The sequence below is a fragment of the Oceanicaulis sp. UBA2681 genome (assembly GCF_002354675.1).
GTDB classification, from domain to species: Bacteria; Pseudomonadota; Alphaproteobacteria; order Caulobacterales; family Maricaulaceae; genus Oceanicaulis; species Oceanicaulis alexandrii.
In genome coordinates, this window is the sequence record NZ_DEMB01000004.1 from 102,246 (window position 1) to 116,948 (window position 14,703).

At 63.8% G+C, this 14,703-nt stretch carries 14 protein-coding genes; 5 read left to right on the plus strand and 9 right to left on the minus strand.

The window, feature by feature from the left end; all coding sequences use genetic code 11:
* Positions 1–74 precede the first annotated feature (74 nt).
* Entirely contained in the window at positions 75–1,142 is a 1,068-nt protein-coding gene (locus B3M53_RS03675; RefSeq protein ID WP_273020985.1) for a hypothetical protein, read from the plus strand.
* On the opposite strand, the gene B3M53_RS03680 is transcribed toward B3M53_RS03675, so the two are convergent.
* Complete coding sequence (locus tag B3M53_RS03680; protein ID WP_273020987.1) at positions 1,139–2,686, minus strand: BCCT family transporter; 1,548 nt, start codon at positions 2,684–2,686, stop codon at positions 1,139–1,141. The genes B3M53_RS03675 and B3M53_RS03680 overlap by 4 nt on opposite strands.
* Before the next feature lie 103 nt (positions 2,687–2,789).
* Positions 2,790–3,614 (minus strand): enoyl-ACP reductase FabI, encoded by an 825-nt coding sequence (locus B3M53_RS03685; protein ID WP_022700779.1) that lies wholly within the window; start codon positions 3,612–3,614, stop codon positions 2,790–2,792.
* A gap of 264 nt (positions 3,615–3,878) precedes the next feature.
* On the opposite strand from B3M53_RS03685, the gene B3M53_RS03690 reads away from it, so the two are divergent.
* Positions 3,879–4,805, plus strand: coding sequence for an acyl-CoA desaturase (locus B3M53_RS03690; protein WP_273020989.1), 927 nt, complete (start codon positions 3,879–3,881; stop codon positions 4,803–4,805).
* A gap of 90 nt (positions 4,806–4,895) precedes the next feature.
* Entirely contained in the window at positions 4,896–5,363 is a 468-nt protein-coding gene (locus tag B3M53_RS03695) for a low molecular weight protein-tyrosine-phosphatase (RefSeq protein WP_273020990.1), read from the plus strand.
* A gap of 4 nt (positions 5,364–5,367) precedes the next feature.
* On the opposite strand, the gene B3M53_RS03700 is transcribed toward B3M53_RS03695, so the two are convergent.
* The gene (locus tag B3M53_RS03700) at positions 5,368–6,549 is read right to left on the minus strand and encodes an acyl-CoA dehydrogenase family protein (protein WP_273020992.1); all 1,182 of its coding nucleotides are present in this window, start codon (positions 6,547–6,549) and stop codon (positions 5,368–5,370) included.
* Between the two features lie 121 nt (positions 6,550–6,670).
* Here B3M53_RS03700 and B3M53_RS03705 point away from each other — a divergent pair, with 121 nt between their 5' ends.
* The gene (locus B3M53_RS03705; protein ID WP_273020993.1) at positions 6,671–7,303 is read left to right on the plus strand and encodes a LysE family translocator; all 633 of its coding nucleotides are present in this window, start codon (positions 6,671–6,673) and stop codon (positions 7,301–7,303) included.
* A gap of 77 nt (positions 7,304–7,380) precedes the next feature.
* Entirely contained in the window at positions 7,381–9,783 is a 2,403-nt protein-coding gene (gyrB, locus tag B3M53_RS03710; RefSeq protein ID WP_273020995.1) for a DNA topoisomerase (ATP-hydrolyzing) subunit B, read from the plus strand.
* Positions 9,784–9,903: 120 nt separating this feature from the next.
* On the opposite strand, the gene B3M53_RS03715 is transcribed toward gyrB, so the two are convergent.
* The 6 genes from B3M53_RS03715 to B3M53_RS03740 all read right to left on the minus strand — a co-directional run.
* Positions 9,904–10,614 (minus strand): NAD-dependent deacylase, encoded by a 711-nt coding sequence (locus tag B3M53_RS03715; RefSeq protein WP_273020996.1) that lies wholly within the window; start codon positions 10,612–10,614, stop codon positions 9,904–9,906.
* Between the two features lie 7 nt (positions 10,615–10,621).
* A complete protein-coding gene (locus B3M53_RS03720) occupies positions 10,622–11,599 on the minus strand; it encodes an alpha/beta fold hydrolase (RefSeq protein ID WP_273020997.1) in 978 nt (325 codons plus the stop codon).
* An 18-nt stretch (positions 11,600–11,617) separates the two neighbouring features.
* Positions 11,618–12,550 (minus strand): EamA family transporter RarD, encoded by a 933-nt coding sequence (gene rarD / locus B3M53_RS03725; protein ID WP_273020998.1) that lies wholly within the window; start codon positions 12,548–12,550, stop codon positions 11,618–11,620.
* Between the two features lie 59 nt (positions 12,551–12,609).
* On the minus strand, positions 12,610–12,930 hold the full coding sequence (locus B3M53_RS03730) for a hypothetical protein (RefSeq protein WP_273020999.1): 321 nt from the start codon (positions 12,928–12,930) through the stop codon (positions 12,610–12,612).
* 54 nt (positions 12,931–12,984) lie between these two features.
* Entirely contained in the window at positions 12,985–13,587 is a 603-nt protein-coding gene (locus tag B3M53_RS03735; protein ID WP_273021001.1) for a hypothetical protein, read from the minus strand.
* Positions 13,588–13,593: 6 nt separating this feature from the next.
* Positions 13,594–14,703: dicarboxylate/amino acid:cation symporter (locus B3M53_RS03740; protein ID WP_286799650.1), on the minus strand; the 1,110-nt coding region annotated here is incomplete at its 5' end.

The window sequence follows — 14,703 nt, forward strand, 5'->3', positions numbered from 1 at the left end:
TCGGCTCCCCTGAAAGGCTCGACTCTGTACGCGTAAGCGCTTAACTGGTCGGGCTTTTCTGGGGGGAGATGACTATGGGCGCTTTTTCACGGGCCGCCATTGTACTGGGCGTGACGCTTGCGGGCAGCGTAGCTGCGGTGTTCGGGGCGGACGCCTTGCGCGACGCGGGCTATCTGGCCGAACCGGGCGAGGCGGGCGCGCCTGCCGCCGTTGCGCCAGCCGCGACGCCATTTGATCGCTTCATCCAGGCTTCGGGTTTGCAGAACCAGGCCACGGCTGCGAACGCGGCGTGCGGCTTTGGCGAGTCCCTGTCTGCAGGCGAGAGCGGGTTCTGGCTGGTCGGCGATGCGCCCGGCGTTCTGGGCGTCTACCGGGCTGAAGCGGGCGAGGCTCATGTGCTGCGCAGTTTCACTGCGTCAGCTGACAATCTGGTGGCCTATAGCGAATATGGCGAATTGTTCGTTCAAACCGGAGACGGGGCCTTCAACAGCCGGACCTTCGTGCTGGATGAGGCGGGCGAAGTGATCTTCACCGAGCCTTTGCTGGAGCGCGCCCGGATCGCGTTGACGTGTGAGGATGCGCAAGCGGCGGCGACGGAGCTGAACACGTTGTTTCGCGCCTCCGGCCCGGCGGTGGATCCGATCCGGTCAGGTCTGAACGCCTTTGTGGTCGGAGACGGCTATGAAGACTGGGTCTATCCGCGCGTGGACGGCCTGGTCGAGGCCTGCGCGCCCGCGGGCGGCGTCGCTGCGCTTGAGGATGGACGGACGACCCTGATTGCAGCGGAATTCGACGTGGACGCTCGGTTTGGCGAGGCGATCTATCATGACATGTCCGGAGAGAGCCTGGCGGGCTCGTCCGAACCGATGCTCTATCTGACGCTGGCGACGGTTCACAGCGCCACGGAACATGGAGAGATCGCCTATTACCGCGCGCCGCTGAGCTGGACAGACCTGCTGGCGGGCGACGACGTGGTTTCCTTGATCTACCGCTATGAGGCGATGGAGCAGGTCGGCTTTTCAGTCTTCGCCAACGGCTCGCGGTCTCACAGCGAAAGCGCGGGCGGGGTCATGGACGCCAGCTTTCCATGCGCTGACCCTCAGCAGGCGGTCGAAATCTTGCGCGCGGTCTCCGCGGGCTAGCTCTGTGTCTCCCGCATCAGCTTGAGCGCGATGCGCGGGGCGTCCCACAGTGAGGGCAGCAGCATCAACGATACCGGCGCGCCGGTGATGACGATGAATTGCTGCAGCTTGCCCACGGCGCCCCCGCCATTGCCCGCGCTCACCAGCACGATGGCCATGGCCGCCATCACCAGACCCCAGAAGGCGCGCATGCCGCCGGACGGCTCGCCCTCTTTGCTGAGCGCGCTGGAGATGGCGAAGGTCATGGAATCGCCCGTCGTGGCGACGAACACCGTGGTCAGGATCAGAAACAGGATCGAGACCGGCAGGGCCAATGGCAGGCTCTGGGTGATGGCGAGCAGGGCGGCGGGCAGGTCAAAGCCCTCAAACGCGCCCGACACCGAGCCGGGCTCAGCCAATTCAAACGCCAGCCCGCTGCCGCCCAGGATGGTAAACCAGAAATGGGTGGCCAGAGGGGCGACCACCGACAGGGTCAAGATGATCGAGCGGATCGAGCGGCCGCGCGAGATGCGCGCGATGAAGATCGCCATCATCGGCCCATAGCCGATGAACCAGGCCCAGAAGAACAGGGTCCAGCCGTTCAGCCAGCCGCTCTCGCCAAACAGGCCCGCCCCGTCGCGTTGCAGGGCGATGGGGAAGAAGTTCAGCAGGTAATGCGCCATCCCCGACAGGAAGTGCCGGATGATGAAGCCGGTCGGGCCCGCCGCCAGAATGAAGACCAGCAAGAGGCCGGTCAGGATGATGTTGAAGCGGCTGAGGATCTGGATGCCGCGCGACAGGCCGGTCAGGGCGGAGGTGATGTAGATTGACGCCAGGGCGATGATCACGCCGATCTGGGTCGGCAGACCTTCGGGAAAGCCGAACATGTTGGACAGGCCGGCGCTGACCTGAAGCCCCAGAAAGCCGATCGGCCCGACGGTGCCCGCGATGACGCCGATCAGCGCGAAGGTGTCGGCCACCCCGCCCAGCGGGCCGTCGGTGAGTTTGCGGCCCAATACCGGGTAAAGCAGCGTCCGCGGCGCCAACGGCAAGCCCTTGGCTTGTTCGTAATACATCAGAAGGATCGCGCTCAGCGCGCCGAGGCTCGCCCAGGCGGGAAAGCCCCAGTGCAGGAAGCTTTGCGCCAGCGCCACATCCACCGCGGCTTCAGCGCTGGCGGATACATCGGCGTTCGGCGGCGGGGTCAGGAAATGCGCCAGCGGTTCCGCCGCCGCCCAGAACACGCCGCCCGCGCCTAAAAGCGTGCAGGCGATCATCGCCGACCATTGAAAATAGGGAAATTCAGGCGTGTCCCGACCGCCCAGCCGGATCTTGCCCGCGGGTGACAGCGCGATCGCCAGGGCAATCAGGAAAATGGCGGGCAGCAGGATCTGCCAGTACAGGCCGAAACCGCGGGCGATGAGGCTTGATCCCGCATCCACCCAGTGTGACAGCGCGCCGAGGTCAAACACCGCCAGCGCGCAGAACCCGAGGCAAAATCCGGCGGTGGTGAAGAAGACGCCAAGGCGCGTCCCGCGCCAGGCGCGAGCCAGTTGATCGGTCATGGGAGAGCTCCTCGGGTTGCGTCGGCTTTGTAGGTCTTCGCGAATGCCCAAGGCCCGTCTGGCCCTCGACCGATTCTGGCTCGCGCCTTTCAGCGCGGTTGAGTTAGTCTTCGATGTCCGGCACGGCCACGGCGTGGAAGCCCGCGTCCACGTGCAGGATTTCACCGGTGCACGACTTGCCCAGATCACTGAGCAGGTACAGCGCGGAACCGGCGACGCCTTCCATGGTGGTGTCTTCCTTGAGCATGGACCAGTCCTTGCCGGTCTTCATCAAGGTGCGGCCGCCGGAAATGCCGGCCATGGCGAGGGTCCGCATCGGACCGGCGGAAATGGCGTTCACCCGAATGCCCTGCGGGCCGAGATCGCGGGCGATATAGCGGGTGGAGGCTTCCAGAGCGGCCTTGGCGACGCCCATCACATTGTAGTTCGGAACGACGCGTTCCGAGCCCAGATAGGTCAGCGACACCATGGCGCCGCCGCCTTCTTCCTTGGACGGCATCAAGGCGCTGGCGCGCTTGGCGGCGTCCACGAAGGAAAAGGCGGAAATGTCCATGGCGCGCTGGAAGCCCAGACGCGTGGTGTTGTGGGTGAAGCTGCCCTGAAGCTCGTCCTTGCCGGCGAAAGCGATGGCGTGAACGAGGAAGTCGAGCTTGCCCCATTTGTCTTCAAGTGTCTTGAAGCAGGCGTCCATGGACGCGTCATCACTGACGTCGGCGGTGACCATGAAGGGCTCGTCGCCGAGGCTCTCCACCAGCGGACGCACGCGCTTTTCGAGCGCTTCATCCTGATAGGAGAAGGCGAGCTCGGCGCCCTGGGCGTGCAATTGCTGGGCGATGCCCCAGGCGATGGAGTTCTTGTTGGCCACGCCCATGATCAGGCCGCGCTTGCCCTTCATCAACGTGCCGGTCGGAAACTCGGTCTCGGCCATGGCCGTCCCCTTCTTTGTGCGGTGGCGCCAGTGAATCAGGCGCAAACTGGATGGACGGCGCAGCGCATATCGGTGCGGTGCGCCCGGTGTCAGGGCTCGCTGATAGCGCACACCGGGCGGGGGTGTCGAGATTGACTGAAGCGTGATCGCCGTCACAGCGTTTTGGCGTTGGTTAAACTTTTGCCTTCATGTCAGACTATCAAAGGGTCGGCGATCAAGCGCCGAACGGGCGCCGATTGCGGATCAGGACTATTGAGGACACGTATGAAAGCCACTCCGACGCCACGCTCCGTGGCGATCCAGAAGCGCTGGAGCACTCTGGACTGGGCGAGCGTTTTCGCCGCCATCATCTACCCCGCCCTGGGCGTATTGGGTCTCATCACCGCCTTCACGCTCGGACTGGCTCTGAACGGGCTGACCCTGCACTGGTGGTATCCGGTTCTGGCGTTGTTCGTCGGCGCCGTGACGCTGGTGATCTGTAATTTCGGCATCGGCGTTCTGCACCGGGTCTGGCAGCACAAGGCGGGCGAGCTGAAAGCCCCCGCCCAGATCCTGACCGCGCTCAATTGCGTCATCGCCATGCAGGGGCGGCTGAAGGACTGGGTGAATTATCACAGCCAGCATCACCGCCTGTCCGACAAGGCCGGTGATCCGCACAACCCCCATGAAAGCAAGATGTGGGCGTGGATGGGCTGGTTGATCTTCCGCGATCCCAACGATCTTCAGCGCCCGACCGCCATGTGGCTCAAGGATCTCAAGACCGTGCAGATCCTCGACCGGCATTATTCGCTGATCACGCTTCTGGTGCACCTGGTGCTGCCGGCGGCCATTTATCTGACCGTCTGGGCGCTGGGCGGCTCGCTTCTGCTGACCTTCATCCTGCATGCGGCGGCGGTGACGGCGCGGGCGATCCAGTTCCACGCGACAATCCTCGGCGTGAACGTGTTTGGTCACCTCAAGACCCCGCGCTGGGCGGATTATCTGCTGGCGATCCTCACGGGCGGCGAAGCGTTTCACGATCACCACCATGACGAGCCGGTCAGTGCGCTGCACCTGCCCCGTCGTGGCCTGATGAACCGCCTGCTGGACTATAACGGCACCATCTTGCTGGTGTTTGAGAAGTTGCGCTGGGCTAGCGATCTCAAGATCGCGCCGCAATTCAGCGTTCCGGCGCGGATTACCGCCGCCTGAGGCGGTCGTTAACGTCAGCTTCACGGGGAACACGGTCTGCTGATGCCTGCGGGTCCGGGGCGACCCTGCCCGCAGCGTCAGGAGGGGAAGATGTCGCGCGAAACATCCATACTGTTTGTGTGCACCGGCAATATCTGTCGCTCACCCACAGCTGAAGCGGTCGCGAAGGCGCTGGCGCAAAGGGCCGAGAAGAGTCTGGTGCTCGATTCCGCCGGCACGGGCGACTGGCATGTGGGCGAACGTCCTGACCCGCGCGCCGTTCAGGCGGCGCAGGCGCGCGGTTATGACCTGTCAGGCATGTCCGCACGGGCCGTCACCGATGATGATTTCATCCGCTTTGACCATCTGGTGGCCATGGATGAGGGGCATCGGCGCTGGCTGGCCGAGGCGCGCAGCAGCCGGCAACTCCCCGAAACCAAGATTTCCTTGCTGATGGACTGGTCGGTGGGCCTGGCGCGCACCTCCATCCCTGATCCCTATTACGGGGATGAAGCGGATTTCGAGCGCGTGCTCGACCTCATCGAAAAGGGCTGTCAGGGGCTGGTGTCGCGGGTTTAGCCCCCTAAAGCCCCATTTGCTTGACGGCGAGATCGCGCATGATCTCTTCGGAGCCGCCGCCAATGGCCATCACCTTCACTTCGCGATAGATACGCTCGATCGCGCAGCCGCGCAGATAGCCCGCGCCGCCCAGGATCTGCATGGCCTCATTGGCGCAGAACTCCGCGGTTTTGGACGCGAACACCTTGATTTTCGCCAGCTCCGCAGCGGGCATGGCGGCGCCGTTGTCGGTCGCCTCGTTCACTCGCCAGGCGAGCATTTGCAGATAGGCGTCCAGCGCGTCGATCTTGCCTGACATGTCCGCGATCTTGTGGCGGATCGCCTGGTGCTTGATCAGCGGCTTGCCGAAGGTTTCGCGGGCCTGAGCATAGGTGATGGCGTCATCGAGGCACCGCTTCGCCATCCCCAGGCACCCGGCCGACAGGGTCAGGCGCTCATAATTGAAATTGTCCATGATCGCCAGCAGACACAGGCCTTCCTGACCCAGCTGATAGCGGGCGGGGATGCGGCAATCGTCAAAATGCAAGGTCGCGGTGTCCGAACACCACCAGCCCATCTTGTTGGTGATGGCGGTGCGGGTGAAGCCCGGCGCCTCTGCGGGGACGAGAAACAGCGAAATGCCGCCAAAGCCCTCGCCGCCCGTGCGCGCGCCGACCACGAACCAGCTCGCTTTCATGCCGCCGGTGATGAAGGTCTTCTCGCCATTGATCAGCCAGTCGTCGCCGTCCTTGCGGGCCTTGGTCTGAATACGAGAGAGGTCCGAGCCGCCTGAAGGCTCGGTCATGCCCAGCGCGCCGCCGGTTTTGCCCGAGATGATGCCGGGCAAGACTTCCGCCTTGATCTCGTCAGAGGCGAGGGTGTGGATCGGGCCGGTCATAATGCCGCGCGAGCCCAGCGAAGCGTTCACCCCGCCCACGCCCGCATAGCCCATCGCGATCCCCGCATCGACGCGCATCAGCGCGTCTTCAAAGCCGTTTCCGCCATAGGTGGCGTCAATGCCGAAGCCGAACAGACCCAGCGCGCCAGCCTTTTCATGCAAGTCCCAGGGAAAATCGCCCGCCTCGTCCCAGGCGTCGCCATAGGGTTCGATCTCGCGATTGATGAAGCCCTCAACGCTCTCGCGGAACGCCTTGCGTTCGGGCGTGTCAAAGGGCCGGGCGAGGGCGGATGTGGGGGCGCTGGACATGAGGATCTCCCGAACGTCTATTTTCCCCAATGGTAATATAGATGACGTATACGTCAATCATGATTGAAGCGTGCATCTTGGCGCTTTCCCTGAGGTGAGTTCCGCGTTACCTCCCGCGCCCATGAGCCTGATCACCCTGGCCGCGTTCGCCGGCGCCATCTTCATCCTGTTTCTCACCCCCGGACCGGGCAATATCGCCATGGTGGGCCGGACGCTGGATGCCGGGCCGGTCCATGGGGTGACCTATGGTCTGGGCATTCTGACGGGTGACATCTTCTGGCTGACGCTGGCGGTGTTCGGCCTCGCCGCCGCCGCAGAGGTCGCGGGCGAGTACGCGCAGTTTTTCTGGATCGCCAAGATCATCGGCGCCGGCATCTTGCTGTGGTTCGCCTGGGGCGCCTTTCAGGGCTGGCGGAATCCGGCGCCGGCGGACGCGCCCCTGGCGCCGGTCAGCAAGCGGGGTCTGGCGATGACCTATGCGGCGGGCGTCGCTATGCCTTTGACCAACCCCAAGCCGATCATCTTCTATCTCACTTTCCTACCTGCGTTTTTTGACCTGACAGTCGTCGGCCCGCTCAGCTATCTGGCGATGATTGGCGTGATGGGCGCAATGTTCGTGCTGTTCGCGCTCGTCTATGTGGGGCTGGCGCACAAAGCCCGCGGCTGGCTCAAGGCGAAGGGCGTCAAACGCTGGGCGGACCTCGTCACGGCGGTGATCATGGCGGCTGTGGCGGTCTTGCTGCTGGTCCGGTAGAGCGGTCCTCAAAAAAGTCCACACCTGCAGTGCGTTCAGACATGGTGACAACGCCGCGAACGCGGTAAAAGTATGTCATGTCAGAGACACCGAATCAGGAATACGGCGCGGAGTCGATCAAGGTCCTCAAGGGCCTCGACGCCGTGCGCAAACGCCCCGGCATGTATATCGGCGACACCGATGACGGCTCGGGTCTGCATCACATGGTCTATGAGGTGGTGGATAACGCCATCGACGAGGCGCTGGCCGGGCATTGCTCGCAAGTGACCGTTTGCCTGCACGCCGACGGCTCCGCCAGCGTGACCGATGACGGCCGCGGCATTCCCACCCAGATCCACGCCGAAGAAGGCGTGTCCGCAGCCCAGGTCATCATGACCCAGCTGCACGCGGGCGGGAAATTCGACCAGAACTCCTACAAGGTGTCCGGCGGCCTGCACGGCGTGGGCGTATCTGTGGTGAATGCGCTGTCGGACTGGCTCGACCTGACGATCTGGCGCAATGGCCGCGAACACACCATGCGGTTCCGGCGCGGTGATCCCGAGAACGGTCAGGATCTGCGCGAAGTGGGCGATGCGGGCGGTAAAAAAGGCACCCAGGTGCGCTTCATGCCGTCTGAGGAAACCTTCTCCAACATTGATTTTGAGCGAAACCGGCTGCTGCATCGCTTGCGCGAGCTGGCCTTCCTCAATTCCGGCGTGAAAATCGTGCTGCGCGACGAACGCGACGCCGAACCGTTTGAAGAAGTGCTGGAATATGAGGGCGGCGTCGCCGCCTTCGTCAAACACCTCGACCGCACCAAGACCGCGATCTTCCCCGATCCGGTGCTGATCACCGGCGAGCGCGAAGGCGTCACCGTCGAAGCCGCGCTTGAGTGGAATGACAGCTATCACGAGAACGTTCTGTGCTTCACCAACAACATCCCCCAGCGCGATGGCGGCACGCACCTGGCGGGCTTCCGCGGCGCGCTGACGCGTGTGGTGAACCAGTATGCGGGCAATTCGGGCATTGCGACCAAAGCCAAGGTGTCCATCACCGGCGATGATGCGCGCGAGGGCCTGACCTGCGTTCTGTCGGTGAAAGTGCCGGATCCGAAATTTTCCTCGCAAACCAAGGACAAGCTGGTCTCGTCTGAAGTGCGTCCGGCGGTGGAAAGCGCGGTCTATGACACGCTGACCGAATGGTTTGAGGAACACCCCGCCGAAGCGCGCCAGATCGTGACGAAAATCGTCGAGGCCGCCTCCGCCCGTGAAGCCGCCCGCAAGGCGCGCGAGCTGACCCGGCGCAAATCCGCGCTCGACATCACGTCCTTGCCCGGCAAGCTGGCGGATTGCTCGCAAAAGGACCCGGCGAAATCCGAGCTGTTCATCGTGGAGGGGGATTCCGCCGGCGGCTCCGCCAAACAGGGCCGTCACCGCGAGAACCAGGCCGTGCTGCCGCTGCGCGGCAAGATCCTTAATGTGGAGCGCGCCCGCTTTGACAAGATGCTGTCCTCTGATCAGGTCGGCACGCTGATCACGGCGTTGGGCACCGGCATCGGCCGCGACCAGATCGACTATGACAAGCTGCGCTACCACAAGGTCATCATCATGACCGATGCTGACGTGGACGGCGCGCACATCCGGACGCTACTGCTGACCTTCTTCTACCGGCAGATGCCAGAGCTGATCGAACGCGGTCATCTCTTCATCGCCCAGCCGCCCCTCTACAAGGTGATGCGCGGCAAGTCCGAGCGCTACCTCACCGACCAGGCTGAAATGGACGCCTTCCTGATCGAGGAAGGCAGCTCCGAAGCGGTGCTGGAGCTGGCGACCGGCGAAAAAGTCTATGGTCAGGATCTGGCCGAACGGGTGAAGGCCGCGCGCGGCATCGCCCTGTCGCTCGACCGTCTCGCGGCGCGTGCGCCGAAATTCGCGCTGGAAGCCGCCGCCCTCACCGGCGCGCTGCATCCCGACGCCACGCAAGAGCAAGTGGACGCCGCCGCTGAGCGCCTCGCCGCGCAGTCTGATGAAGGCGAAGACGGCTGGGTCGGTCAGCTTCTGCCCGAAGGCGGCATGGTGTTCAAACGCACCGTGCGCGACGTGGTGGAATCCATCACGCTGGACGACAAGATCCTCGCCAGCCCCGACGCCAAGCGCCTGTCTGATCGCGCCGACGCGATCGCGGCCGATTATCAGGGCCTCGCCATCTTCCGCCGCAAGGGCGAGGAGACCGAGATCTTCTCCCCGAACGCGCTCGTCAGCGCGGTACAAGCCGCCGGCGCCAAGGGCCTGAAAATCCAGCGCTATAAAGGGCTGGGCGAGATGAACCCCGACCAGCTGTGGGAAACCACCCTCGATCCCGAAGCGCGCTCCCTGCTGCGCGTGTCGGTGACCGAAGCCGATGTGGCCGACGAGCTGTTCTCCAAGCTCATGGGCGACGTGGTCGAACCCCGCCGCGACTTCATCCAGGAATTCGCCCTGGAAGCGGAGGTGGATGCCTAGGCGTCTGCGTTCTACGATCTGGAACCCCGGCCCGGCGCTCGCTTGGCCGGGGTTTTTGTTTTTGTGGCAGGGGTTCATGGGTCCCCGGGTCAAGCCCGAGGACCGAGAGGACGTCTCCGCTCACCCCAATCCCTGCACCCACTCCGGCACGATTTCCGTCGCGGGGCCGTAATGGCGTTCGGCGAAGAGGTCGCTGATCTCGCCGGGCTCGAGCGTCAGCTCGACGGTGTGGGCGCCGTTGCGGCGGGCTTCACTGACAAAACCGGCGGCGGGGTAGACCGTGCCCGACGTGCCGATGGCGACGAACAGGTCGCAGCGGGAAAGCGCCGCGTAAATCTGATCGAGCCCGAGCGGCATCTCGCCGAACCAGACCACATGGGGGCGCAGGCCGCCCGCCTTGGTGCAGGCGGGGCACAGGCGGTCGATCGCCATGTCCTCACGGTCGTAAAACAGGTGATCACACAGGCTGCAGCGGGTTCTGAGGAGTTCGCCATGCATGTGCAGCAGGCTCGCTGACCCCGCCTGCTCGTGCAGATCGTCGATATTCTGGGTGACCAGCAGGAAATCGGACCGCCCGTCCATCATCCAGTTCTGCTCAAGCTCGGCCAGCGCATGATGGGCGGCGTTGGCCTTGGCGTCAGACAGGTTCGCGCGGCGCGCGTTATAAAAGCCCAGCACGGTTTCCGGGTCGGCGGCGAAGGCTTCGGGGGTGGCGAGCTTCATCGGGTCGAACTTGGCCCACAGCCCGCCTTCATCGCGAAAGGTGCCGAGCCCTGACTCGGCGGAGACGCCCGCGCCGGTGAGGATGACGATACGATCAGAACGCGCCATTCGGGCCTCAAACGCTGGGGAAACGGTGTGTGAGCCAGCCCAGCATCAGCTCAGAGAGTTCCTGCGGGGCTTCATACTGGGTCCAGTGCCCGATCCCTTCAATCACATTCATGTCGAGATTCGAGCACAGCATGGGCATCCAGGCGGCGAGCTTGGGCGGCAGCATGTAATCGCACTCCGCCGCGATCATCTGGCAGGGCATCGACAGGCGGTGATCCACGCCGCCCAGACGCTCCCAGTTCGCATCGAAATTGCGATACCAGTTCATCCCGCCGCGGAAGCCGGATCTGGCGTAGGCGTCCGCATAGATCTTGCGGGTCTCGGGCGGGACGACGCAATCGTCTTCGGTCTTGAGGCCGCCGCGCTCGACGAATTTATCAAAGCGTTTGGGCAGATGGGTGATCGAGGCGGGCAGTTTGTCGAGATCGGCGACCGGGGCCGGCGCGCCGAAACTGAAGGCGAAGAAGTCCGCCTCGCGGCCCTTGAAATAGTCGTCCATCGCCTCGTCCTGAAAGGCGATGATGTAATGGTCCTCCCCGCCGCGCTCCTTGAAGACTTCGGAGGGCGGGACCGATCCGCGCGGCAGATGCGGCGTGTTCACACCGATGGCGCCCAGAAAACGCTCCGGAACCAGACAGGCCGCGTGCCACATCAGAATGCCGCCCCAGTCATGGCCGACCCAGACGGCCTTATCGATCCCAAGCGCATCCAGAAGCCCGGTGAAATCGCCCACCAGATGATCCACGCCATAGGCCTCGACCGGATGGGGGGCGTCAGAGGCGCCGAACCCGCGATTATCCGCGGCGATGACGCGATAGCCGGCGTTCGCCAGATCCTCGATCTGCTGCGCCCAGCTCAGCGCCAGCTCCGGCCAGCCATGCATCAACAGCACCGGCACGCCGTCCTCGGGACCGGCCAGATGCACCGAGAGGTTCACCTCGCCCACATTGATCTTTTGCGCAGGCGGCATGGGCGGGTGAGTCATGATGTCCTCCGGGGCGAACTAGGCGGGCCGTATCCCCGCACGTTTTTGTTTTCGCTCGAAGTGTAAAAGGTCGAACACGAAAACGGCCAGCCCCGACCAGATGAAAATGAAGGTGAACAGATAGGCGACGCTGAACGGCTCGCCATACACCAGCCCGACGATGAATTGCAGGGTGGGGGCGATGAATTGCAACACGCCGATGGTGGCGAAGGTCAGCCCGCGCGCCCCCAGCAGGAACAGGAGCAAGGGCGCCACGGTCATCGGGCCGGTCATCATCAGCAGAATCGTCTCATACGGACCGTCGAGGAAATGCCCGGCATTGGCCCCGCCCTGGATTTCAAGAAAGCTCAAGACGAACATGGACGGGATGGCGATGATCACCGTCTCCCAGAACAGGCCGATGCGGGCGTCCACCTGGATCGTCTTGCGCACATAGCCATAGGCGGTGAACGAGCCCGCCAGCACCAGGGCCAGCCAGGGCAGCTCGCCCACGGTGATCACCTGGTTCAGCACGCCCATCACCGCCAGACCCACCGCCACGGCGCGCAAGGGTCCAAAGCGTTCGCGCGCCACGAAGACGCCCACCGCGACCACCATCAGGGGGTTGATGAAATAGCCCAGCGAGACTTCCAGCACCCGGCCGGAATTGACCGCAAAGATAAAGAGCCACCAGTTCGCCGCGATCAGCAGCGAGGTCGCCAGCATGACCAGCAAGGTCTTGCGATCATTGAGCACCGCGAAGGCCGGCCCGATCCGCCGTCCCATATACAAGAGCAAGAGCAGGACCGGCGCCGACCAGATGGCCCGCCACAGCACGATCTCGCTGGGATTGGCGAAGGCCAGAAACTTGTAAAAGATCGGCGAGAGACCCCAGATGAAATAGCCCGACAGGGCCGCCGCGCCCGCGCGTTTGGGATCCAGGCGATCAGGGGTGAGGGGCGGAATGGACATCGTCTCTGTCTAGAGCCGCGCCTGCGCCCTGTCATTCCACTTCCTGCTCAGTTGTTGTTTCAGTCAGCAGGCTGCCGTGTCCGGGCCAGGGCATGGCCCAGCCGCCAGGCGACCCAGACGGCGCTCCACACATTGCCCAGGACCGGCAACGGCAGGATGAACGCCAGCGCGATCAGCTTGTTGGGTTCAAACACCCAGATCAGGATCGCCAGAAGCACAAAGCCCAGATAGAGATCGATCAGGCTGACCACGCCCCAGGGCTCAGAGACCAGCCATCCCACCGCTTCTGACAGCGATTGCCCCGCCGTCATCGACGCCCAGACGATGGAGACGGCGAGCGCGATCGCGCCCAAGGCTGCGATAATCCGAAAGGCTGTCATGTCCCGCTCCTGTGAATGCGTCACAAGGTAATACGGGACGGCGGGCGTTCTGGATTACCCGTCCACCTCGCAGCTGTTTACGCGCTCACGATGGTTTTGCGGGAAGGTTCCGATCCAGCACTGGTCGAAGACCGAGCAATAACAGACTTGAATATCAGTTTGCCATCGGGCGGCGTTCAGCCGCTCCCAATACGCGCGATCGGGCGTGTCTTCGGGCGGCCGGGTGAAGGCGATGAATGTGTTCTCATCATTGGGCGCCAGCAATTGCGGCGCGACGGGACTGGTGAGCACCTGATTGGTATCGAAAATGCGCTGCATGGCCACGATCCGCTCCTCGGGATCATCGTCATGGCCTTCGACAAGGCTGGCGAAATAGGATTCGGGGCCGGGATAGGTCACGCCCTCATGGATGAAGTGCATCCAACGGATATCGACGGGACCGAGACCGCGATTTCCGATGATGAAGCTCAGCCGGTAGGCCTGCTCATCGCTGTCGTAATTGCCGTGGGCGACGGTGGGGATGGGCAGTACGCTGGCTTCCAGCTGGCGCTGCATGATCACGCCCTGGAACACGGCCACAAACAGCGAGGCGACCGAGATCGTCGTGACGGCGATCGCCACGATGATCTCGATCACACGGATGCGGCTTGAGCGCATCGAAGCCTATTCCCGGTCGGCGTCGGCGATGTCGGGTTTGACCTTCGGCTCATAGGGGACATCGGCCGGGTGACGATAGATGTCCTCGTCCAGTTCGCCTTCCCATTTGGCCACCGCCGTCGCCACGGTGGCGTCGCCGGTGACGTTGAGCGCCGTGCGGGCCATGTCCATGATCCGGTCCACCGGCAGGATGAAGCCGACAATGATCGCCACCTGCTCGGGGCTGACGCCGAAGGTGTCGAGCACGATCGCCAGCAGGAAGAGAGACGCCGACGGGATGCCGGCCGCGCCGATGGAGACGATGGCGGCGGTGAAGGCGATCAGGATGTAATTGGCCAGCGTCAGGTCATAGCCGAAGGCCTGGGCGGTGAAGAGCGCCAAGATGCCCAGGTACAGCGCCGTGCCGTCCATATTGATGGTCGCGCCCAAGGGGAGGACCGAGCCCGCGATGGAGCGTTTGACGCCGAGGTTTTCGGTGGCGTTCGTGATGGTCACCGGCAGGGTCGCGCTGGAGGAGGCGGTGGAATAGGCCACCGCTATGGCGTCCAGCATGCCGCGCAGGAAGTTCATCACCGGCAGGTTCAGCACGAATCGGATAATGCCGCCATAGATCAGCACCGCATGGGTGAGAAGGCCCAGATAAACCGCCGCGATCAGGATCGCGATGGAGGCGAGGGCCTCAAGGCCTTGCGAGGCGACGGTGTGGCTGACGAGCGCAAACACGCCGAACGGCGCCACTTCCATCACCAGATGGGTGACCTTCAGGACCACATTGGCGGCCTGGGTGAACAGATCGCCCACCAGCTTGCCGTCACGGCCGGCCATCAGGATGCCGATGCCGAGCAGCACGGCGAAGAAGATGATCGCCAGAACATCGCCGTCCGCCAGCGCCGCCACCGGGTTTTCCGGCACGATGCCCAGAAGGCGCTCGACCAGAGTCGGCGCTTCTCCGGACACCGGAACCGCGTCGGCGCCGCCCAGGTCCACACCCTCGCCGGGCTTGAAGAGCAGGCCGAAGATGATGCCGATAATGTTGGCGAAGAAGGTAGTGGCGAAATAAAGCGCCATGGTCTTCAGACCGATGGAACCCAGCTTTTTGGGATCGCCCAGCGCCAC

Excerpts from the sequence above, each read along its gene's own strand:
- B3M53_RS03720 (WP_273020997.1), bottom strand. The coding sequence starts at position 11,599 with ATGACTCACCCGCCCATGCCGCCTGCGCAAAAGATCAATGTGGGCGAG.
- B3M53_RS03675 (WP_273020985.1), top strand. The coding sequence starts at position 75 with ATGGGCGCTTTTTCACGGGCCGCCATTGTACTGGGCGTGACGCTTGCG.
- rarD (WP_273020998.1), bottom strand. The coding sequence starts at position 12,550 with ATGTCCATTCCGCCCCTCACCCCTGATCGCCTGGATCCCAAACGCGCG.
- B3M53_RS03715 (WP_273020996.1), bottom strand. The coding sequence starts at position 10,614 with ATGGCGCGTTCTGATCGTATCGTCATCCTCACCGGCGCGGGCGTCTCC.
- gyrB (WP_273020995.1), top strand. The coding sequence starts at position 7,381 with ATGTCAGAGACACCGAATCAGGAATACGGCGCGGAGTCGATCAAGGTC.
- B3M53_RS03735 (WP_273021001.1), bottom strand. The coding sequence starts at position 13,587 with ATGCGCTCAAGCCGCATCCGTGTGATCGAGATCATCGTGGCGATCGCC.
- B3M53_RS03680 (WP_273020987.1), bottom strand. The coding sequence starts at position 2,686 with ATGACCGATCAACTGGCTCGCGCCTGGCGCGGGACGCGCCTTGGCGTC.
- B3M53_RS03700 (WP_273020992.1), bottom strand. The coding sequence starts at position 6,549 with ATGTCCAGCGCCCCCACATCCGCCCTCGCCCGGCCCTTTGACACGCCC.
- B3M53_RS03685 (WP_022700779.1), bottom strand. The coding sequence starts at position 3,614 with ATGGCCGAGACCGAGTTTCCGACCGGCACGTTGATGAAGGGCAAGCGC.
- B3M53_RS03690 (WP_273020989.1), top strand. The coding sequence starts at position 3,879 with ATGAAAGCCACTCCGACGCCACGCTCCGTGGCGATCCAGAAGCGCTGG.
- B3M53_RS03730 (WP_273020999.1), bottom strand. The coding sequence starts at position 12,930 with ATGACAGCCTTTCGGATTATCGCAGCCTTGGGCGCGATCGCGCTCGCC.
- B3M53_RS03695 (WP_273020990.1), top strand. The coding sequence starts at position 4,896 with ATGTCGCGCGAAACATCCATACTGTTTGTGTGCACCGGCAATATCTGT.
- B3M53_RS03705 (WP_273020993.1), top strand. The coding sequence starts at position 6,671 with ATGAGCCTGATCACCCTGGCCGCGTTCGCCGGCGCCATCTTCATCCTG.